Source organism: Pseudomonas graminis (genome assembly GCF_004364335.1).
Classification (GTDB): Bacteria; Pseudomonadota; Gammaproteobacteria; order Pseudomonadales; family Pseudomonadaceae; genus Aquipseudomonas; species Aquipseudomonas graminis_D.
Window position 1 is genome coordinate 30,414 of the sequence record NZ_SOCR01000006.1, and the last position, 21,098, is coordinate 51,511.

Below are 21,098 nucleotides of genomic sequence, written 5' to 3' on the forward strand. Positions count from 1 at the left end.
GATGAATATCTAACTGTAGGAGCGCGCTTGCCCGCGATGGCGGTGGGTCAGGTAGTACGAGGTTGACTGTGCTGACGCATTCGCGGGCAAGCGCGCTCCTACAAGGGTTTGCGGTGTTCGATAAGCATGTGATCAACATCAGTCTGCTCTGCCGCTATAAAACCCGGAAACGAAAAAAGCTTCACGACCTAAATCGCGAAGCTTTTTTTGTGGCCGAGGCTTTTAGCCCAACTTACGCTGCGGCGCGCCGTGAACCATGGTGTAGGCGTAGTCGACGCCCATGCCGTAAGCACCGCTGTGTTCCAGGACCAGCTCCATCACCGCTTCGTAGGTGTCCTTGTGTGCCCAGTCGCGCTGGAACTCGAGCAACACCTGCTGCCAGGTCACCGGCACGGCGCCTGCCTGAATCATCCGCTGCACCGACATGTCGTGGGCTTCTTTGGTCGTGCCGCCGGACGCGTCAGTGACGATGTACACCTCGTAGCCTTCAGCCAGCGCGTCCAGCGTCGGAAAGTTCAGGCAAACCTCGGTCCACAGCGCGGCAATGATCAGCTTCTTGCGGCCGGTCGCCTTGACCGCCTCCACCAGTTTCTTGTCTTCCCACGAGTTCATCGAGGTGCGCTCGATCGGCTGCTGATCCGGGAACACCGCCAGCAGTTCAGGCCAGATGAAACCGCTGAAGCTTTTGGTTTCGACCGAGGTGTAGATCGTCGGCACGTTGAAGATCTTCGCAGCTTTCGCCAGGCCGACGGTGTTGTTCTTCAGCGTCTGGCGGTCGATCGACTGAACGCCGAAGGCCATTTGCGGCTGGTGGTCGATCAGGATCAGCGCAGCGTTGGTTGGGTTCAGCAGTTCGCGAATGGACATGGGTAGATTCCTTAATGGACAGCAGTGAGTTCGATATGGGTTAGCCGCTGCGCTCGTTAAGCGTGTTGGCTAGCTTGGGAGTGAATTTACGGACTGGCTGCTCAAGGAACAATCCCATAGAATCGGGACTCATTGTTTCCAATTCAGGGACGGTCATGGATCGTATCGAATGCATGCGCGCGTTTGTCGCCACCGTCGGCGCCAATGGCTTCGCCGCAGCGGCCCGCGCACTGGATGTGCCGCGCTCGAAAATCAGCAAGCAAATTCAGGCCCTGGAAGAAGCCATTGGCGTGCAACTGCTGCAGCGCACCACCCGCAGCCTGCATCTGACCGAAGCGGGTGCCGAGTACTACGACGCGTGTCGGGATGTCATCGCCTCGCTGGACGAAGCCGAACAACGGGCGCGGACCGGCATGGGTGAGATACGCGGCGTGTTGCGGGTCAACGCGCCGATGTCGTTTGGGCTGAGTCGTCTGGGGCCGCTGATTCCGCGTTTCAATGAGCTGCACCCGAACGTCGAGCTGCAGGTCGTGCTGAGCGATCAGCAGGTGGATCCGGTCAAGGGTGGCTTCGACGTCACGATTCGGATTGCCAGCCTGCCGGATTCGTCGATGATCGCGCGCTCACTGGCCCCGGCGCCGAGGATCATGGTGGCCTCGCCTGATTACCTGGCGCGCGAAGGCACGCCGCAAACGCCGAAGGATCTGGCACACCATAAGTGCCTGAGCTACGGCTATCTGCAGAGCGGCGTGAGTTTGCAGCTGTGCAATGGCAAGGAAACCCAGCGAGTGACGGTGAGCGGGCCGTTGCACGCCAATAACGGTGACATCCTGGCGCAGGCTGCGGTGGCGGGAATGGGCATCGCATTGCTGCCCAATTTCATCATCGAGCGCGCGGTGGCGGATGGACGCCTGGTGCCGGTGCTGTGCGAGTGGGAAGCGCCGGCGATTACGGTCAATGCGGTGTATCCCTCAGCTCGACGAGTGCCGATGAAGACGCGGGCATTTATCGATTTTCTGGTGGCTGAGTTGTCGGTTGAATCCGGGGCGTTTTAAGAGAAAAACATGGCCTGAATGCTCAGTCCATCCGTAGGAGCCGGCTTGCTGGCGAAGGCAATCTGTCAGATCCATCGAAGAGGACTGACCCACCGCATTCGCCAGCAAGCCGGCTCCCACACACCATGACCCGCCATAACTTCTGCAAACGACACGGGCACTGTGTAGGAGCGCGCTTGCCCGCGAAACGGTCGTACATTCGCCAGATCTCTATCGTTGGTACGCACGTCATCGCGAGCAAGCGCGTTCCTACAATTACGGCGGTGTCAGGTCCTTCACACCACACTCCCCACCGGGAATTTCCCCGCCAGACCATCCGCCAGACTCGCCAACACCATCTCACCCATTCGCGTTCGGGTTTGCACAGTGGCGCTGGCGCGGTGGGGTTGCAGGACTACCGTTTCCAGAGCGAACAAGGCATCCGGCACATGGGGTTCGTCAGCAAACACATCCAGCCCCGCGCCTGCAATTGATCCCGCTTCCAGCGCTGCAACAAGGTCCGGCTCATTGACCAGACTGCCGCGCGCCACGTTGATCAAAAACCCCTGCGCGCCCAGCGCTTCCAGCACCCTGGCGTTGATGATGCCTTTGGCTTTGTCGGCGGCTGCAGCGATGATCAGCGCGTCACTCTGCACCGCCAATTCGACCAGATCGCTGACGAAGGTGTAAGGCACGTCGCCCATGGCGTTGAGGTCGGTGTAGCTGATCGGGCAACCGAACGCCGCGGCGCGTGTGGCAACGGCCCGCCCTACCCGGCCCATGCCGACGATGCCGATGCGCATGCCGCTGAATTGACGCGCCAGTGGCAGCGGCACCAGCGGCGTTGCGGTCTTGGCCCAGGCGCCGGAGCGCACATAGCGGTCGCCCGTGCACAGCCCGCGACAGGCCGAAATCAGCAGGCCGATGGCGAGGTCGGCGACGTCTTCGGTCAGCGCGCCGATGGTGGCCGAGACACGAATGCCACGGTCCCGCGCGTAGGCCAGATCAATCGCATCGGTGCCGACGCCGTTGACCGCGATGACTTCCACCTTCGGTAACTGTTCCATTACTTCGCGGGTGATGCCGGTATGGCCGCCGGTGACTACGCCGCGGATGTTGGCGCCGTGCTCGCGTAAATAGGCAGCCTTGTCAGCCTGCTGGAAGTACGGGCGAACGGTGTAAAGCTCGTTCAGACGCGCGTTGATTTCAGGGATCAGGATCGGGCTCAACTGGAGGATTTCAGGTTTCATCGGTATCTCGCTCATCTCGATTTCGGACGGATCAACCACGGCCCACGAAAGGCATGTTGGTGGCCATGACGGTCATGTTCAGTACGTTGGCGGACAGCGGCAGCGCGGCGATGTAACGCACCGCGTCGGCAATGTGCTTGACGTCGATCATCGGCTCGACGGCGGTCGAACCATTGGCCTGACGCACGCCCTTGGTCATGCGCACCGACAGCTCGGTCAGCGCGTTGCCGATGTCGATCTGGCTGCAGGCGATGTTGAATTCCCGACCGTCCAGCGCCAGGCTTTTGGTCAGCCCCAGCACGGCGTGCTTGCTGGCGGTGTAGGGCCCGGTGAACGGCCGTGGCACATGGGCGGAGATCGAACCGTTGTTAATGATCCGGCCACCCTGCGGCGACTGCTTGCGCATCAGGCCAAACGCGCCCCGGCTGCACAGGAAAACGCCCGTCACGTTGGTGTCGATCACGCTCAGCCACTTCTCAATGGGCAACTCGTCCATCGGCACAGCGGGGGCGTTGACACCGGCGTTGTTGAACACCAGATCGAGGCGGCCATACGCCTCCTCGATGGTCGCGAACAGCTGGTCGACGCTGGCCGGATCGCGCACGTCGCACGACACCGCCAACGCTTCCCTGCCCTGCTCGCGCGCTTGCGCGACCACCTCTTCGAGGGGCTCCAGACGACGCCCGGTGACCACCACTTTGTAGCCATCTTCAAGCAGGCCGAACGCGACGGAGCGGCCGATGCCACTGCCAGCACCGGTGACCAGGGCAATTTTCGAAACGGATTGATCAGTCATTATTGTTCTCCTTGTTGCTCATCAAAATGCTGCGGTTCTGGATGAATCGCTCAGCGGCGCTCACCCACTCTCACTTCAAATTCGCCGATACCGTCGATGCCGCCATTGATCACGTCACCCGCTTCGAGCGCAGCAACACCGGGCGGCGTGCCGGTCATGATCAGGTCACCGGCGCGCAACGTAACGGAATGGGAAAGCTGGCTGATGACTTCGCTCACCGACCAGATCTGCTCGTCGAGATCGGAACGCTGACGCTCGACGCCATTGACACTCAGCCAGATGGCGCTTTGTCGCGGGTGCCCATCGCGGCCTGCCGGGCGAATGGGCGTGATCGGCGCGGAGCCGTCGAACGCCTTGGCCGGCTCCCACGGATTGCCCACCGCCTTGGCGGCCATTTGCAGATCACGACGGGTCAGGTCGAGCCCGGCGGCGTAGCCCCAGACGTGGTCCAGCGCCTGCTCGGCGTCGATCTCATAGCCGTCCTTACCAATGGCGACGACCAGCTCGATCTCGTGGCAGAACTGTTCAGTCTGGGTCGGAAACGCGACCTCGCCCACTGCATCCACCACCGACGTCGCCGGCTTCATGAAGAACGCCGGGACCTCGCGCTCGTCACTTGCGACATCGCCCCACTGGTAGTTCCGGCCCAGGCAAAACACCCGGCCAATGGGGAATCGCGCATCAGTGCCATGCACCGGCAAACTGCTGACGCGGGGCGGTTCGAATACAAAGTTGCTCATGGAATTCCTTATCGCCGAAAGACGCTCAATTCAGTCAGATGCATTTCAGCCTACGGGATCAAACCGTGGGAAAGTTGGATAAAACCGTGTTTGCGCTGGACTAAAAAACTCAATATCGCCGGGATTAAAAAAGGCGTATTTGCATACGCCTCTGCCCAGTACGGCATAAGTTCACACACACATTCTTGAGCGGTTAGCTGGCCTTGAGCTCTATTCGATAAATGCGGCCGAGCAGCAGTGAGTAAGACAGTGTGCCGATGCACGCGACCCCGCCGATGAACCAGAACGCCCATGCGAAGTTGCCGGTGACGTGGAGGATCTGCCCGATGACAATCGGGGTGACAATGCCGCCGATATTGGCCGCCAGACTGGTGATGCCCCCGGTCAGGCCGATCAGTTCCTTGGGTGCGATTTCCGACACGGCCGCCCAGGAGGATGACGCGATGCCTTGTGCGAAAAAGGCGATTGTGAGAAGTGCGATGCAGACTTCATTGGAGTCGGTGAAGTTGACAAGCATGATCGACATGCCGAGCGCCGAACCCACCACCAGCGGCAGCTTGCGGGAGAAAGACAGCGAGTAGCCGCGACGGATCATCCAGTCGGCGATAAACCCCGCCAGCAGCACGCCGACCGTGGCGCCAATGAACGGCAGTACCGCGAAGATGCCGACCTTGACCATGGTCAGATGCCGTTCTTCAATCAGGTAGGTCGGGAACCACGTCAGGAAAAAGTACAGCGCCGACGTGCTCGCAAACTTGCCCAGGCAGATGGCCCACACCTGACGGTATTTCAGCAGCTCGGCAATTTGCGCCCACTTGAATTTGTTTCGTTCCTGACTGCTTTTGACCAGGCCGCCGCCGTCTTCGATGTAGGCCAGCTCTTCCTTGCTGACCTTCTTGCAGTTCATCGGGTCGCGGTACAGGTGGAGCCAGGCAATTCCGAAGACGATGCCGACAATGCCGGTGCTATAAAACACGTGGCGCCAGTCATAGGTCGTGGCGAGCCACAGCAACAAACCGGTGAACAGTGCCGTGCCCAGATACTGCCCGCACACGTAGATGCTGCTGGCCGTGCCCCGCTCCCGCGCCGGGAACCAGACCGTAACCGCGCGGCTGTTGGCCGGAAACGCCGGCGCTTCCATCGCGCCGATTGCCAGACGCAACCCGAACAACGAAGCGAAGCCGCCGACCATGCCCTGGCACACGGTGACCGCCGACCATGAGATCAGTGAGGCGCCATAGGTGAACCGTGAACCGAATCGATCGGCGATGAAGCCGGCGGGCACCAGGGCGAAGGCGTAGGTCCAGGCGAAAGCGGAGAAGATCAGGCCCATCTCGACTTTATCCAGACCGAGGTCTTTGGCCATGAAGGGCGCCGCGATGGAGATGTTGACGCGGTCGACGTAGTTGATGATGGTGGCGATCAACAACAGCGACAGCATGAACCAGCGACGGTGGGTCATAGGTCGGGCGGGAGCGGCAGTGACTGGAGCGGCCACGACAGCATCCATCGCCTGAATATCAGGGTTGCTCGACATGAGAATTCCTCATTGTTTTTATTGGTATCGAGTGATGACGTGCACCCCCAAGTTATCGTACGACCGGTTTTAAACAAGACGACGCTTAGAACGTTTTCGGATTTCAAAAGGCGCCCGTAATGAATTGTCCAAAAAACGGTGCGCGTGCTAAAACAGCAATCATCAAGCGAATGCATGCGCAAATGCCTGCGCTAGAGCGGTCTTTAGAAGGCGAGCGGTAATAGCATTCTTGGACAATTCGACTCGCCATCTCCCGGATGAAAGTTTTGGATTTAGTCATACGACGACCGACAATAAGAAATACAAGACGAGGAGCACTCGATGGATTCCGTCAATCGCGTACCCACCTACGGAATGCAACAGCGCAGTGAGCGGACGGATTTTTACATTCGCGGCAAGACCGAGGGCAAGGCGGAAACCGCACCCCATCGGCACGAGTATTTTCAGATCCAGATCAACCTCGGCGGCGATACCGTGCAGCACATTGGCGGCGTGGTGCGGCCCTTCCCGCGCAACACGCTGGCGTTCATCCTGCCGCACAAACTGCATTTGATCCCGCATCCGCCGGAAGGCAATTTCCTGCTGATCAACTTTGCCCAAACCTTCTTGCTGCCGCAGCTGCAATGCGACCCGCTGGACCTTGAAGACGTGGCCATCGCCCTCGCCCCGGAGCTGTCGCCGTTCCGTTTTCAGGAGCATCTGGATTTCACGCTGAACGCGGCAAACTTCTCCGAGATCGAGCATTTGCTGGGGCGCATGCGCGAGCTGGACGCGAACCGGCAGTTCGGTACGCGGGAAGTTCTCAAGGGGTGTCTGCTGCAACTGATCGGTACGGTCTGCCAGTTGTACGCCGACCCGATCAAGCTGCTGGCCGATGACAACGCCGCAGAGCGCAGCCGCCGCGACGCACTGGCGCGGATGTCGGAGTACGTGCGCAAGAATCTCGACGACCCGGACCTGAGTCTGAAAAAAGCCGCCTCGGCCGCGTTTCTGTCGCCCAACTACCTGACCCACTGGCTGCGCAAGGAAGTCGGCAAGACCTTCAGCGAGCTGGTGCTGGAGCGGCGCATGCACTTGGCGCGCACGCTGCTGCTCAACGGCAGCAAACCGGTGGGGGAAGTGGCGCGGTTGTGTGGGTTTGCCGACGAGGCCTACTTCTCGCGGCGCTTCCGCCACGCCCACGGCATGCCGCCGGGGCAGTTCAGGAAACAGCGGGATTTGTAGCACGCCGCACTCTGCGCCTGTAGCAGCCCGGATTTACCTGGAAGACAATCGGTGCCGCCCCACCGCAATCGCGGGCAAGCGCGCTCCTACACTCGACGTGCGACGGCACGGGCTCTGTGTTGTACATCAAACGGTAGGAGCCGGCTTGCTGGCGAAGGCATTGGGTCAGGCACCACCAATGAAGAGCGCAGACCGCATTTGTCATCGAGCGGCACAACTGACTTGCGGTGGCGAGGGCTCTGCGCTGCATCAAACGTAGGAGCCGGCTTGCTGGCGAAGGCATGGGGTCAGATGACGCAGCAGTGAGGGATAAATCGCGTTCGCCAGCAAGCCGGCTCCAAGATGGATTAAGCTTGGCCCCATGGATGACTCCGATTATCTGCGTCTTTTGACGAGCCAGGCCGAGCAAGCCAATGCGTTTCTGTCCAATGCGCGCAAGTGGGAGCGCGAACGTTGGGTGTGCGAACGGTTGCTGCAGGGCCTGAACATTCCCCATCGCACCGACGACTTCCTGCCTGCCGGGCAAGAGCCGCCGGACGTACTGTTTCGCGATGCGTGTTTTGAGGTGTTCTTTGTTCTGGATGAAGGCCGTCGGCTCAACGATGAGTGGCGCGAAGAACTGCAACGTCGGCGCAGCGCGTTTTCCCTCAGTCAGCTGGTGCGGCGAGAAGCCAAACCCAAACGCATTCCTGCTGCCGAATTGCTCCGCCGCCTGGCACCTACGCTGCGCAAAAAGGCTCACAACTACAAAGAACGCGGGCTGGATTTGGGCGAGCTGGACATCATTGCCTTCGCCAGCCTCAAGCGCGAGGTGCTGGACCTGAACAGCCACTTTCCGCCGCCCACCGAGTATTTGCGTCAAGGATGGCGATCACTCTCGCTGGTCGGGCCGACCTTCGCCCGGGTATTGTTCGCCCATCCGGATGCCCCGGATTTCCTGCGGACCAATCTGGGCCGCAGCGTGGTGTTTGATGTGGGAATCAGTCTATGAGTCCGTTGCAGGAATTGATCGCCGATGTGCCCCAGCGCGGACGTGTGCGCTGGATCGGCGTGCGCCCGGAATCCCGTGGCGAGATGGTTGAACTTGACGCGGTGGAAGCCCGCCGCGAAGCAGGCCTGACTGGCGATCACGCCCGCCCGGGGCCGCGCAACGCCCGACAGGTGACGCTGATCCAGTGGGAGCATTTCGCCGTGGTCAGCTCACTGATGGGGCGGGCCGAGGACAACCCGGTGTTGCCACAGGATCTGCGGCGCAACATCGTGATCAGCGGCATCAACCTGTTCAGCCTGAAGAATCGACGCTTTCGCATCGGCCAGGCGATCTTCGAAACCACCGGCTGGTGCCAACCCTGCGCGCGCCTTGAGCAACGTCTCGGCCACGGTATTTTTCAGGCCGTTCGCGGCCATGGCGGAATCACCGCGCGAGTGTTACAAAGCGGCATCGTGCGTCTGGATGATGTTTTGTGTATCGAGCCGATCGAACCGAGCGTCCAGGACTTTAACGCAGCCAACAGCGCCGTTTCCTGATCCGGGTCAATATGTTAATGAGCCTCAAATGATCAGCCGCCTGAAACCTGCCGACACAGCGCGTGTCGAAGAGTACCGTCAAGCACCCCGCCCAAGTCGAGCGCCGGCCTTTTTGGCTCTGGCTGCTCCTTGTGGTGGTGCTCTGACCGGGCCCTTTGAGCCGGTTACCGAACGATCTGACGCTATGAGCTGCCTTGCGCTCGCGCGGATCGCGCTGACACAGAATTCCCTAAGCCTTATGAGATATCCCCATGACCCATCGTATTGTGATTGTCGGCGGAGGCGCTGGCGGTCTGGAGCTGGCTACCCGTCTGGGTAAAACCCTGGGCAAGAAAGGCACCGCCAGCGTCACGCTGGTCGACGCCAATCTGACCCACATCTGGAAACCGCTGCTGCACGAAGTGGCCGCCGGCTCGCTCAACTCTTATGAGGATGAGCTGAACTACGTGGCGCAAGCCAAGTGGAACCACTTCCAGTTCCAGATGGGCCGCATGACCGGGCTGGACCGCGAGAACAAGCAGATCCACCTGGCCGAGACCCTCGACGAAAACGGCAATGAGCTGGTCCCGGCGCGCAGTCTGGACTACGACTCGCTGGTGATTGCCGTTGGCAGTACGACCAATGATTTCGGCACCAAAGGCGCGGCCGAGCACTGCCTGTTCCTCGACACGCGCAAGCAGGCCGAGCGCTTCCATCAGCAATTGCTCAATCGCTACCTGCGCGCCCACGCCAGCCAGAATGACGCGGCTGAAGAAATCAACGTCGCCATCGTCGGTGCCGGTGCCACGGGTGTCGAGCTGGCAGCAGAACTGCACAACGCCGCGCACGAATTGGCGGCTTACGGACTGGGCCAGATCAAGCCGGAAAACTTGCGCATCACGGTGATCGAGGCCGGGCCGCGCGTCCTGCCGGCACTGCCGGAACGTATTGGCGGCCCGGTGCACAAGACGCTGGAAAAACTGGGCGTGACGGTGCTGACCAATTCGGCGGTCAGCGAGGTAACGGCTGACAGCCTGGTGACGGCGACCGGTCAGGTGATTCCTGCAACGCTGAAGGTCTGGGCGGCGGGCATCCGCGCTCCGGCGTTTCTGGAGGGCATCGCCGGGCTTGAGAGCAATCGCATCAACCAGCTACAGGTGCGTCCGACGCTGCAGACCACCCGCGACGACAATATCTTCGCCTTCGGTGACTGCGCGGCCTGCCCGCAAAAAGGCACTGACCGTAATGTCCCGCCCCGCGCCCAAGCGGCGCATCAGCAGGCGTCGCTGCTGGTGAAATCGCTGAAGCTGCGCATCGAGGGTGGCACGCTGCCGGAGTATCGCTATCAGGATTACGGCTCGCTGATTTCGCTGTCGAAGTTCTCGGCGGTCGGCAATCTGATGGGCAACCTGACCGGCAGCGTCATGCTCGAAGGCTGGCTGGCGCGGATGTTCTACGTCTCGCTGTACCGCATGCACCAGATGGCGCTGTACGGGATGTTCCGCACGTTGATGCTCATGCTGGGCAGCCGAATCGGTCGCGGAACCGAGCCACGGATGAAGCTGCACTAAGGCGGAGTCCTGCAGGTCCGCCGCGAATAGTGCGGCGGATCTGGCTTGAAGATCCACCCTCTCAGGCATACCTCGCCCCGCTTCTGCCGAAGGCGTAGGAGCGCGCTTGCCCGCGAAAGCGTGGGTACATCCGACGCCTCTTTATCGGTTGTCAGTAAGTCTTCGCGGGCAAGCGCGCTCCTACACTGGTCTGTGCCAGGCGCTGGACGTCCGGCGGATGCGAGTCACGGTCCTAGGGCCTCCGGCCAGAATCACCGCCCCACCCTTTCACGCATACACCGGCCCGCTTCTGCTGCAGGCGTAGGAGCGCGCTTGCCCGCGAAAGCGTGGGTACATCCGACGCCTCTTTATCGGTTGTCAGTAAGTCTTCGCGGGCAAGCGCGCTCCTACACTGGTCTGTGCCAGGCGCTGGACGTCCGGCGGATGCGAGTCACGGTCCTACGGCCTCAGGCCAGAATCATCGCCCCCTTTCACGCATACACCGGCCCGCCTCTGCCGCAGGCGCAGGAGCGCGCTTGCCCGCGAAAGCGTGGGTACATCCGACGCCTCTTTATCGATTGTCCGTAAGTCTTCGCGGGCAAGCGCGCTCCTACAATGATCTGTGCCAGGCGCTGGACGTCCGGCGGATGCGAGTCACGGTCCTACGGCCTCAGGCCAGAATCAACGCCCCTCTCACGCATATGCCGCCCTGCTTCTGCCGCAGGCGTAGGAGCGCGCTTGCCCGCGAAAGCGTGGGTACATCCGACGCGTCTCTATCGGTTGTCCGTAAGTCTTCGCGGGCAAGCGCACGCCTACAATAATCTGTGCCAGGCGCTGGACGTCCGGCAGATGCGAGTCACGGTCCTACGGCCTCAGGCCAGAATCATCGCCCCCTTTCACGCATACCCCGGCCCGCTTCTGCCGCAGGCATAGGAGCGCGCTTGCCCGCGAAAGCGTGGGTACATCCGACGCGTCTCTATCGGTTGTCCGTAAGTCTTCGCGGGCAAGCGCGCTCCTACAATGATCTGTGCCAGGCGCTGGACGTCCGGCGGATGCGATTCACGGTCCTACGGCCCCAGGCCAGAATCAACGCCCCCTTTCACGCATACACCGGCCCGCTTCTGCCGCAGGCGTAGGAGCGCGCTTGCCCGCGAAAGCGTGGGTACATCCGACGCGTCTCTATCGGTTGTCCGTAAGTCTTCGCAGGCAAGCGCGCGCCTGCAACGATGGTGTTGCTGCGGGATGTGGGTCTGGTTTTAAGGCGTAGGCGCTGCGCTTGAGTTACCGCGCCGAGCGACAGCGCGCTATGGCATCACCTGCCCTTTGCCCAGATGCTTGGCCTTGTACATCCAGCGGTCGGCTTCGCGCATGAGTTCGTCAGGCGCTTTGCCTGAACCGGGTTCATACATGGAAAAGCCGATGCTGGCGTTGCTGCGAATGACATCCCCTTTGATCGTCAGGGGCTGTGCAATCGCGGCGAGGAGTTTGTGCGCTACTTCTCGCGCTTCATCCACGCCGGGCGTGATGCCTTCCAGAATCACGATGAACTCGTCGCCGGCCAGCCGAACCAGACTGTCAGTCCTGCGGATGCAGCTCTGCAAGCGTGTGGAAATAGCGCGCAGCAGATCATCACCGGCATCGTGCCCATAACTGTCGTTGATGACTTTGAATCCATCCAGATCGATGAACATCAGCGCCAGCTGGAGTTTTGAGCGATCAGCCCGGGCCTGAGCGATGGGCAGCAGCGAGTCCAGCGCGCGGCGATTGTGCAGGCCGGTCAGGGAATCATGCCGTGCTTCCTGCTCGAGCTCCTTGCGCGCCTGAATGTTCTGGATGATCGAAATGAAATATTCCAGCTCTCCTGCTTCGGACAGCTTCTTGGTGACGCTCAGGTTGACCCATACCGCGCTGCCATTTTTGCGCAGGTAACGCTTTTCCATCTGGTAGCTGTCGATTTGACCGACACTCAGCTGATGCAGCATTTCCAGATCACTGTCCAGATCGTCGGGATGAGTGATGTCCTGAAACGTCAGGTGCTTGAGCTCATCGGGCGCGTAGCCAAGCACGTCGCACAGCGCGGCGTTGACGCTGATCCAGCCACCGTCCGGCGCGACCAGCGCAATGCCCACCGAGGCCAGCTCGAACATCGAGCGATAGCCTGCCTCGCTGGCCTGGAACATCGCTTCGGAGCGATTCTTCTGAATCCGCGCCAACATCAGGTTTTCCCGCAGCTGCATTTCACGGCTGACTATTTCGGCCAAATCGTGAAGGATGCCCAACTCGTCCGGGCTGAGGATTCTGGGCCGCGCGTCAATGGCGCAAAGCGTACCCACGGCAAAGCCCTGCCTGGTGCGTATGGGTACGCCAGCATAAAAGCGGACATGGGGATCACCAGTGACGAGCTGGTTGTCGCAGAACCGAGTGTCTTCGATGGCGTCGGGCACCACAAGCTCGGTGGCTTCAAGGATGGCGTGCGCACAGAACGCTACCTCCCGCGGCAGCTCTACCGCTTCAAGCCCCACTCGGGACTTGAACCATTGGCGGTCCTGATCCACCAGCGATATCAGGGCGATCGGCACGTTCAGCACTTGTGCCACCAGACGGGTGATCCGGTCCAGCGCGACCTCGGGGGGCGTGTCGAGTACTTCGAGAAGGTGCAGCGCTTCAAGTCGCTGTTGCTCGAGTGAAGGCGTTGGCGACTTCATATAACGGCCGATCCTGAAAAGACTGCCTGAAGTCTATACCGGGCCTTGTGAATCCGCACCGGAGCGCCGTGTAAATAAACGGCCTGGCCGTTGCGATTGATCAACCAGCCGATGAAGAAAATCTGTCACGCCCTGTCATAAAAACGTGCTGTTTGCTGTGATCCCATCAACGCATCTCACCCCGATGTCGCTCGATTACAGGAAGTCATCCATGTTGCAGCTCTCCCGAATGATGCTGGCCGCAGGCCTTGGCATCGTGCTCAATCTATCCATGGCCGCCACGGCAGGCGCAGCGTCCGAGGTCACCGGCGCGGGCTCCACGTTCATTTATCCGGTGCTGTACAAATGGGCCACCGACTACAACCAGAAGACCCGGATCAAGGTTAATTATCAGTACATCGGCTCTGGCGCGGGCATCGCAATGATCAAGGAAGGCGCCGTGGATTTCGGCGCGACTGACCGGCCGATGAGTTCAGCAGACCTTCAAGCTCTAGGCCTGCAGCAGTTTCCTTCAGTGATCGGCGGCATCGTCCCGGTCATCAACGTCGCTTCGGTCCAAACGGGCACCCTGAAATTCACAGGCCCGGTGCTGGCCGACATCTACCTGGGCAAAATCAGCAAATGGAATGACCCGGCCCTTGCTGCCCTCAACCCGGGCGCGAAATTGCCTGATGCGAAAATCAGCGTGGTGTACCGCTCGGATGATTCCGGCACCACGTTCAACTGGGTCAGTTATCTGGCGAAGGTCAGCCCGCAATGGAAGAGCCAGGTCGGCGCAGGCGCATCGGTCCACTGGCCGGTGGGCATGGGCAGCAAAGGCAGCGAGGGCGTGGCGACGTACGTCAAGCAGGTGCCGAACTCGATCGGCTACGTCGAGTACGCCTACGTCAAACAGCAGAAGTTGAATTATGGGCTGTTGCAGAATGCTGCCGGCACGTTCGTGACGCCGAGTACTGAAAGCTTTCAGGCGGCAGCCGCCACGGCAGACTGGAAAAACGCGAAGGATTTTGATCTGTCGATGCTTGATGCACCGGGGGAAAACGCCTACCCGATAACCGCCGCAACGTTCATCGTGATGTATAAGCAGCCAAAGGACGCTGATCGTCAGAAGACCGTTCAGGATTTCTTTCGCTGGACGCTGGAGAGCGGGCAGGAACACGCACGCTCCCTGGACTTCGCACCGATCCCGGATGACCTGAAGAATCAGATCGAGGCGTACTGGGCGACCACACCCAAGGCTCAATAAATGTCAGAAACGAAAAAAGCGCCCCGAAGGACGCTTTTTTGTAGCTTCAGCGCGAGTGGCGCTTAAGCGGTATTTTCTGCCCAGATACAACCAAGGCGAAAATGGTCGGGGTAAGGGGATTCGAACTCCTGACATCCTGCTCCCAAAGCAGGCGCGCTACCGGACTGCGCTATACCCCGGTGAAACATGAAAACACCCTGAGGCGTTTCCAGAGCGGGTGACGCGAATGGCGTCACTCCCTAAGATCCAACCCGATGAAGCCAGGTCAAAAATGGTGGGTCGTGTGGGATTCGAACCTACGACCAATTGGTTAAAAGCCAACTGCTCTACCAACTGAGCTAACGACCCAAATAATGGTCGGGGTAAGGGGATTCGAACTCCTGACATCCTGCTCCCAAAGCAGGCGCGCTACCGGACTGCGCTATACCCCGACGGTACTACCTCTTGAAATTGGCTCCGTGACCAGGACTCGAACCTGGGACCCAATGATTAACAGTCATTTGCTCTACCGACTGAGCTATCACGGAACGATCTTTTCAAATCTATCAATTTCAGATGCAGCGTTTGACGCGCTTCAACACAACAAATTCAGTAGATCTCCACCAAACGAATCTGGCGTTTACCTCACTGAACCTACCGCATTTTCAGCCTCTTCGACCTGTTCGCATCGCTGCGTTCACGTCTCTGAGGCGCGCTATTCTACATTTCCAGAAACACCTGTCAACCCTCTAAATTGCTTTCAAGACAATGATTTGCGAATTTTTTGCGGATCGCCCTCAAGCCCCCGAAATTTCTGCGGTTCGGGCAATAAATCAACGCGCATAAAAAAGGGCTCTCGCCAGGAGAGCCCTTCTGCACCTCTATCTTCTATAGAAGCGCGGATCAGCCGAAGACGATCTCGTCGTCCTGCACCGTACCTCTGATGCTGGTGCCAGGCATGAAGCCACCCGACAGAATCAACTGAGCCAGCGGGTTTTCGATCCAGCGCTGGATGGCTCGCTTGAGCGGCCGTGCGCCATACACCGGGTCGTAGCCGACGGCGATCAGCTTGTCCATGGCCTCGCTCGACAGCTCCAGACCCAAATCGCGCTCCGCCAGACGCTGGCGCAGGCGGCCCAGCTGGATCTCGGTGATGCCTGCGATCTGGTCGCGGGCCAGCGGTTCGAAGATTACCACCTCGTCCACCCGGTTAATGAACTCCGGACGGAAGTGCGTGGTGAGCGCGTCCATGACCGCCGCGCGCTGCCCTTCCCGATCGCCCACCAGCTCCTGGATGCGAGCCGAGCCCAGGTTGGAGGTCATGACGATCACGGTATTACGGAAATCAACCGTACGCCCGTGACTGTCGGTCAGACGCCCGTCCTCGAGTACTTGCAGCAGGACGTTGAACACGTCCGGGTGCGCTTTCTCGACTTCGTCCAGCAGAATGACCGAGTAAGGCTTGCGGCGGACCGCTTCGGTCAGATAACCACCCTCTTCGTAACCGACATAGCCGGGCGGCGCGCCGATCAGTCGAGCCACGGAATGTTTCTCCATGAACTCGGACATATCGATCCGCACCATGGCCTCTTCGGTGTCGAACAGGAACTCCGCCAGCGCCTTGCACAGCTCGGTCTTACCGACACCGGTTGGGCCGAGGAACATGAACGACCCGCTCGGACGGTTGGGGTCCGATAGCCCGGCACGCGACCGGCGCACCGCGTTGGCCACCGCGACGACCGCTTCGTTCTGTCCGATAACGCGCTGGTGCAGCAACTCTTCCATTTTCAGCAGCTTGTCACGCTCGCCTTCGAGCATCTTCGACACCGGAATGCCTGTCCACTTGGACACGACTTCGGCAATCTCTTCCTCGGTCACCTTGCTGCGCAGCAACTGGTTTTCCGGCTTGCCGTGCTGGTCGACCATCTGCAGGCTGCGTTCCAGATCGGGGATGACCCCGTACTGCAATTCAGCCATGCGGTTGAGGTCGCCCTTACGCCGCGCCGCTTCAAGCTCTTGACGGGACTGCTCAATCTTCTGCTGGATCTGCGCAGAGCCGGTCACTTCCGCCTTTTCGGATGTCCAGATTTCTTCGAGATCGGCATATTCCCGCTCAAGACGCTGAATCTCTTCCTGCAGTTTTTCCAGGCGCTTGATCGCGGCCTCATCGTCTTCTTTCTTCAACGCCTGCGCTTCTACCTTGAGCTGGATCAGGCGACGCTCAAGACGGTCGAGGACTTCCGGCTTGGAGTCGATCTCCATACGGATGCGGCTGGCCGCTTCGTCGATCAGGTCGATCGCTTTATCCGGCAGCTGCCGATCGGTGATGTACCGATGACTGAGCTTGGCTGCCGCGATGATCGCACCGTCGGTGATCGCCACCTTGTGGTGAACCTCGTAGCGTTCTTTCAAACCGCGCAGGATGGCAATGGTGTCTTCTTCGCTCGGCTCATCCACCAGCACTTTCTGGAAGCGACGTTCGAGAGCGGCGTCCTTCTCGATGTATTGGCGGTACTCGTTGAGCGTCGTGGCGCCCACGCAATGCAGCTCACCACGGGCCAATGCCGGCTTCAGCATGTTGCCGGCATCCATCGAGCCTTCTGCCTTCCCGGCGCCGACCATGGTGTGCAGCTCGTCGATGAACAGGATGATCTGCCCTTCCTGCTTCGACAGCTCATTGAGCAGGCCTTTGAGGCGCTCTTCGAACTCGCCACGGAACTTGGCACCCGCGATCAGCGCACCCATGTCCAGCGACAGCAGACGCTTGCCGCGCAGGCCGTCCGGCACTTCGCCGTTGATGATGCGCTGGGCGAGGCCTTCGGCGATGGCGGTTTTACCCACGCCAGGCTCACCGATCAACACCGGGTTGTTCTTGGTCCGACGCTGGAGCACCTGGATGGTCCGACGGATCTCGTCGTCGCGGCCTATCACCGGGTCGAGCTTGCCTTCCTCAGCGCGCTTGGTCAGGTCAACGGTGTACTTGTCCAGCGCCTGACGGGATTCTTCCGCGTTCGGGTCGTTGACGGCATCACCGCCACGCAGGTTGCTGATGGCGTTTTCCAGGGCTTTCTTGCTGACGCCCTGGCCCAGCAGCAGCTTGCCGAGTTTGCTGTTCTCGTCCATGGCGGCGAGCAACACCAACTCGCTGGAGATGAACTGATCGCCTTTTTGCTGAGCCAGGCGATCGGCCTGATTCAGCAGGCGCGCCAGATCCTGCGACATGTTCACGTCGCCAGTCGGATTCTGGATCTTCGGCAACTGATCGAGTTCTTTGGTCAGCGCGGTGCGCAGGCTGTTGATGTCGAAGCCCACTTGCAGCAGCAAAGGCTTGATCGAGCCGCCCTGCTGCTCAAGCAGGGCCTGCATCAAGTGCGCAGGCTCAATGGCCGGATGGTCCAGGCCCACCGCCAGTGATTGAGAATCCGAAAGAGCGAGTTGTAATTTGCTGGTTAAACGGTCAATACGCATGATTTACCTTCCTATAAGGGCAGGCCGGAGTAATGAACACACCTAATAAAGAAAACCTGCCAGATGGTCCTTTACATGCGGTCGATTAGGCAGGATTCAAGCGCTAACGGGTTGACATGGATCAACATTAGCGTGAAGGAAGGGTTTCGGGAGGAATGAGTGCAGAAGCGCGGCTAAGACTACCGGGCGTCGATCCAGACAAGCGAAGCGAACCGTCCGGTACGTGCGCCGCGGCGATACGAGAAGAATCGCTCATCGTTGTAGGTCGAAAAACCTCCGCCGTAGACAGCCGTGACACCGTGGGCGGCGAGACGCAGACGCGCCAACTGATAGATGTCGGCCATGAACTTGCCGGGGTTGGCGCTTGGCACGAATGCATCGGCCGCCTCGGGATGCGTAGCCATAAAGGTATCGCGCACTTCAGGGCCCACTTCGAACGCCTGCGGCCCGATGGCAGGGCCGAGCCAGACAAGGATGTCGGAGGGCGCATCGGCAAAGCTGTGCACCGTCGCCTCAAGCACACCCGCCGCGAGACCTCGCCAGCCCGCGTGGGCAGCGGCGACCTGAGTGCCTGCTTTATTGCAGAAAAGTGCCGGCAAACAATCGGCCGTCATGATGGTGCAGGCCACGCCCGGGGTTTTGCTCCAGCTGGCATCAGCCTCAAGCACTGCTGCCGGCGCGGCCTCAATGACCTCAACACCGTGAACCTGCTTCAACCATGCAGGCTGGATATCCAGGCGCGAGGTCAGTGCCGACCGGTTATGGGCGACGGCTGCCGGATCGTCGTCAACGTGATCACCCAGATTGAAGCTGTCGAATGGCGCCACACTGACACCGCCCGAACGTGTCGTGACGCACGCGTTGATACCCACTGGCGCAGGCCAGTCGGGAATCAGCCAGTCCGCCACGCGTTCAGTCATCCGATGAACGCTTCGCGGTCTTGCTTGAGGAGGGTCAGCAACCAGACAAAGTCGTCCGGCAGCGGCGATTCCCAACTCATGCGCTTACCGGTCGTCGGATGATCCAGTTCAAGGAAACGCGCGTGCAGCGCCTGACGCGGGAAATGTTTCAGCGATTCGACCATGGTGACACTGGCCGCAGGCGGGATCCGGAAACGACCGCCGTAGGCAGGGTCGCCGACCAGCGGGAAGTTGATGTGGGCCATGTGCACACGGATCTGGTGGGTACGCCCGGTTTCCAGCTTGACCCGCACGTGGGTATGCGAACGGAAACGCTCCAGAACCCGGTAATGGCTGACCGCAGGCTTGCCGCCTTCCATGACCGCCATGCGCTGACGCTGCTGACCATGACGACCGATCGGTGCGTTGATCTTGCCACCTGAGGTCACCACGCCGATGACGATGCACTCATAGATGCGGCTGACGCTGCGATTCTGCAACTGGGTGACCAGCTGCGTCTGCGCCTGAATGGTCTTGGCGACTACCATCAGGCCGGTGGTGTCCTTGTCCAGGCGGTGCACGATGCCGGCACGCGGGACATTGATGATGTCCGGCACGTGGTGCAGCAAGGCGTTGAGCAGGGTGCCGTCGGCGTGACCCGCTGCGGGATGCACAACCAGACCGGACGGCTTGTTGATCACCAGGATCTGGTCGTCTTCGTAGACGATATCGAGCTCGATGTCCTGCGCGATCCACTCGCCCTGGGCTTCCTGCTCGGCTTTGAGGAGCAGAACGGCGCCGCCATGCACGATGTCACGCGGGCGCAAAGCGCCTCCGTCCACAGTCAGGCGGCCGTCTTTAATCCAGGCGGAAAGGCGCGAGCGCGAGTGCTCTGCGAATAGTTGGGCGGCGACTTGGTCGAGGCGTTGACCGCCCAATTCGGACGGCACCTCTGCGCGGAGTTCTATGATCTCAGACATGCTCAAACTAGGAGGTGGCACTGGCCTTTGGTTTCGGCTGTGCGCTTGTGGTTAAATACGGCGTCTTTTGTCCCGGGGGTTCCACGGGGCGCCCATCATAACAGGACGGTCCTGCGCAAGACAGCAGGCCGTTATAGGGACGCAAGCCGCCATGCAAGTGAAACACCTGCTGCTGATAGCCATCCTCGGACTTACTGTTGCCTGTTCTTCGAAGAAAGAAGTCATCGACGAAAACCTCAGTGAAGTCGAGCTGTACCAGCAGGCGCAGGCCGATCTGGACAACAACAGCTATAACAGCGCCACCGAGAAGCTCAAGGCGCTGGAGTCACGTTATCCGTTCGGTCGCTATGCTGACCAGGCGCAACTCGAGCTGATCTACGCCAACTACAAGAATGGCGAGCCGGAAGCTGCCAAGTCGGCGGCCGAGCGTTTCATTCGTCTGCACCCGCAACACCCGAACGTCGACTACGCCTATTACCTCAAGGGCCTGACTTCGTTCGACCAGGACGTCGGTATCATCGCCCGCTTCCTGCCGCTGGATCAGACCAAGCGTGACCCGGGCGCTGCTCGCGATTCGTACAACGAGTTCGCCCAACTGACCAGCCGCTACCCGAACAGCCGCTACGCCCCTGACGCCAAGCAGCGCATGATCTACCTGCGCAACCTGCTGGCGGCCTACGAGATTCACGTTGCCGACTACTACCTGACCCGTCAGGCCTACGTGGCAGCGGCCAACCGCGGTCGTTACGTAGTTGAAAACTTCCAGGAAACCCCATCGGTCGGTGACGGCCTGGCGGTCATGGTCGAGGCCTATCAGCGTCTGCACCTGGACGATCTGGCTGACACCAGCTTGCAGGTCCTGAAAACCAACTACCCGGATCACCCGCAACTGGTCGACGGCAAGTTCGAAGCGCGCACGGCAGAAGCCGACAACCGCTCGTGGCTGTCCAAAGCGACGCTGGGCCTGATCGAAAGCCGTCCGCCGCTGCCGCCAGGACAAACCCGCGCCAACCAGGACGTGATCAAGCAGTATCAGGACGCCAAGGAAGCCATCCCTGCCGACCTGTTGCCTGAAAACCAGTCGGCTGACGACGAGAAGAAAAACACTGACGATGACGGCACGCCAAAAAGCCGCTCGATCTTCAGCTACATGACCTTTGGCCTGTTCGACTGATTCAGTCCCTGCCAAACGTCAGCTAAAAAAAATGGCCCTTCGGGGCCTTTTTTCATGCCTGACCGTTTTCCGACAGCATCCGGCGATGGAGATGACTGTGCGCCCGACACCCGCTTGGCTACACTGCGCGCTCTTCACTTCAT

The 21,098-nt window shown here is 60.2% G+C and carries 16 protein-coding genes and 4 tRNA genes; 7 read left to right on the forward strand and 13 right to left on the reverse strand.

The window, feature by feature from the left end; translation table 11 throughout:
• Positions 1-222: 222 nt before the first annotated feature.
• Positions 223-867, reverse strand: coding sequence for a hydrolase (locus EC919_RS12305; protein WP_108118958.1), 645 nt, complete (start codon positions 865-867; stop codon positions 223-225).
• A gap of 155 nt (positions 868-1,022) precedes the next feature.
• On the opposite strand from EC919_RS12305, the gene EC919_RS12310 reads away from it, so the two are divergent.
• A complete protein-coding gene (locus EC919_RS12310; protein ID WP_133774287.1) occupies positions 1,023-1,922 on the forward strand; it encodes a LysR family transcriptional regulator in 900 nt (299 codons plus the stop codon).
• Positions 1,923-2,197: 275 nt separating this feature from the next.
• On the opposite strand, the gene EC919_RS12315 is transcribed toward EC919_RS12310, so the two are convergent.
• The 4 genes from EC919_RS12315 to EC919_RS12330 form a co-directional block, all read right to left on the reverse strand.
• Complete coding sequence (locus tag EC919_RS12315) at positions 2,198-3,151, reverse strand: 2-hydroxyacid dehydrogenase (RefSeq protein WP_133774289.1); 954 nt, start codon at positions 3,149-3,151, stop codon at positions 2,198-2,200.
• A 31-nt stretch (positions 3,152-3,182) separates the two neighbouring features.
• Complete coding sequence (locus EC919_RS12320; protein WP_133774291.1) at positions 3,183-3,947, reverse strand: SDR family oxidoreductase; 765 nt, start codon at positions 3,945-3,947, stop codon at positions 3,183-3,185.
• A gap of 50 nt (positions 3,948-3,997) precedes the next feature.
• Positions 3,998-4,687 (reverse strand): fumarylacetoacetate hydrolase family protein, encoded by a 690-nt coding sequence (locus tag EC919_RS12325; protein ID WP_133774293.1) that lies wholly within the window; start codon positions 4,685-4,687, stop codon positions 3,998-4,000.
• 193 nt (positions 4,688-4,880) lie between these two features.
• Positions 4,881-6,197 carry an MFS transporter gene (locus EC919_RS12330; RefSeq protein ID WP_243842259.1) on the reverse strand — a complete coding sequence of 439 codons (1,317 nt, stop codon included), beginning with the start codon at positions 6,195-6,197 and terminating at the stop codon, positions 4,881-4,883.
• Positions 6,198-6,545: 348 nt separating this feature from the next.
• Here EC919_RS12330 and EC919_RS12335 point away from each other — a divergent pair, with 348 nt between their 5' ends.
• From EC919_RS12335 to EC919_RS12350, 4 genes are all read left to right on the forward strand, one after another.
• Positions 6,546-7,448: a helix-turn-helix transcriptional regulator gene (locus EC919_RS12335; RefSeq protein WP_133774297.1), complete on the forward strand. Its 903-nt coding sequence runs from the start codon at positions 6,546-6,548 to the stop codon at positions 7,446-7,448.
• 361 nt (positions 7,449-7,809) lie between these two features.
• Positions 7,810-8,439, forward strand: a complete 630-nt coding sequence (locus tag EC919_RS12340; protein ID WP_074888345.1) for a DUF1780 domain-containing protein — start codon at positions 7,810-7,812, stop codon at positions 8,437-8,439.
• Positions 8,436-8,975 (forward strand): MOSC domain-containing protein, encoded by a 540-nt coding sequence (locus EC919_RS12345; RefSeq protein WP_133774299.1) that lies wholly within the window; start codon positions 8,436-8,438, stop codon positions 8,973-8,975. Before EC919_RS12340 ends, EC919_RS12345 begins: the two co-directional genes overlap by 4 nt.
• 251 nt (positions 8,976-9,226) lie before the next feature.
• Entirely contained in the window at positions 9,227-10,525 is a 1,299-nt protein-coding gene (locus EC919_RS12350; RefSeq protein ID WP_133774301.1) for an NAD(P)/FAD-dependent oxidoreductase, read from the forward strand.
• Between the two features lie 1,283 nt (positions 10,526-11,808).
• Here the strand turns inward: EC919_RS12350 and EC919_RS12355 are convergent.
• The gene (locus EC919_RS12355) at positions 11,809-13,209 is read right to left on the reverse strand and encodes a sensor domain-containing diguanylate cyclase (protein WP_133774303.1); all 1,401 of its coding nucleotides are present in this window, start codon (positions 13,207-13,209) and stop codon (positions 11,809-11,811) included.
• 211 nt (positions 13,210-13,420) lie between these two features.
• Between EC919_RS12355 and pstS the strand changes: the two genes are divergently transcribed.
• Positions 13,421-14,455 carry a phosphate ABC transporter substrate-binding protein PstS gene (pstS, locus tag EC919_RS12360; protein WP_243842250.1) on the forward strand — a complete coding sequence of 345 codons (1,035 nt, stop codon included), beginning with the start codon at positions 13,421-13,423 and terminating at the stop codon, positions 14,453-14,455.
• Between the two features lie 102 nt (positions 14,456-14,557).
• Here the strand turns inward: pstS and EC919_RS12365 are convergent.
• The 7 genes from EC919_RS12365 to rluD all read right to left on the reverse strand — a co-directional run bounded on the left by EC919_RS12365 (position 14,558) and on the right by rluD (position 19,781).
• Positions 14,558-14,634 (reverse strand) — tRNA-Pro (locus tag EC919_RS12365).
• Positions 14,635-14,727: 93 nt separating this feature from the next.
• Positions 14,728-14,803 (reverse strand) — tRNA-Lys (locus EC919_RS12370).
• 6 nt (positions 14,804-14,809) lie between these two features.
• Positions 14,810-14,886: transfer RNA gene (locus EC919_RS12375), tRNA-Pro, on the reverse strand.
• Positions 14,887-14,906: 20 nt separating this feature from the next.
• Positions 14,907-14,982 (reverse strand) — tRNA-Asn (locus tag EC919_RS12380).
• Between the two features lie 355 nt (positions 14,983-15,337).
• Positions 15,338-17,902, reverse strand: a complete 2,565-nt coding sequence (gene clpB / locus EC919_RS12385; protein WP_074890543.1) for an ATP-dependent chaperone ClpB — start codon at positions 17,900-17,902, stop codon at positions 15,338-15,340.
• Between the two features lie 179 nt (positions 17,903-18,081).
• Complete coding sequence (gene pgeF / locus EC919_RS12390) at positions 18,082-18,822, reverse strand: peptidoglycan editing factor PgeF (protein ID WP_432213812.1); 741 nt, start codon at positions 18,820-18,822, stop codon at positions 18,082-18,084.
• Complete coding sequence (gene rluD, locus EC919_RS12395) at positions 18,819-19,781, reverse strand: 23S rRNA pseudouridine(1911/1915/1917) synthase RluD (protein WP_065987655.1); 963 nt, start codon at positions 19,779-19,781, stop codon at positions 18,819-18,821. The genes pgeF and rluD overlap by 4 nt, the downstream gene beginning before the upstream one ends.
• A gap of 151 nt (positions 19,782-19,932) precedes the next feature.
• Between rluD and EC919_RS12400 the strand changes: the two genes are divergently transcribed.
• Complete coding sequence (locus EC919_RS12400; RefSeq protein WP_133774307.1) at positions 19,933-20,955, forward strand: outer membrane protein assembly factor BamD; 1,023 nt, start codon at positions 19,933-19,935, stop codon at positions 20,953-20,955.
• The last annotated feature ends 143 nt before the right edge of the window (positions 20,956-21,098 follow it).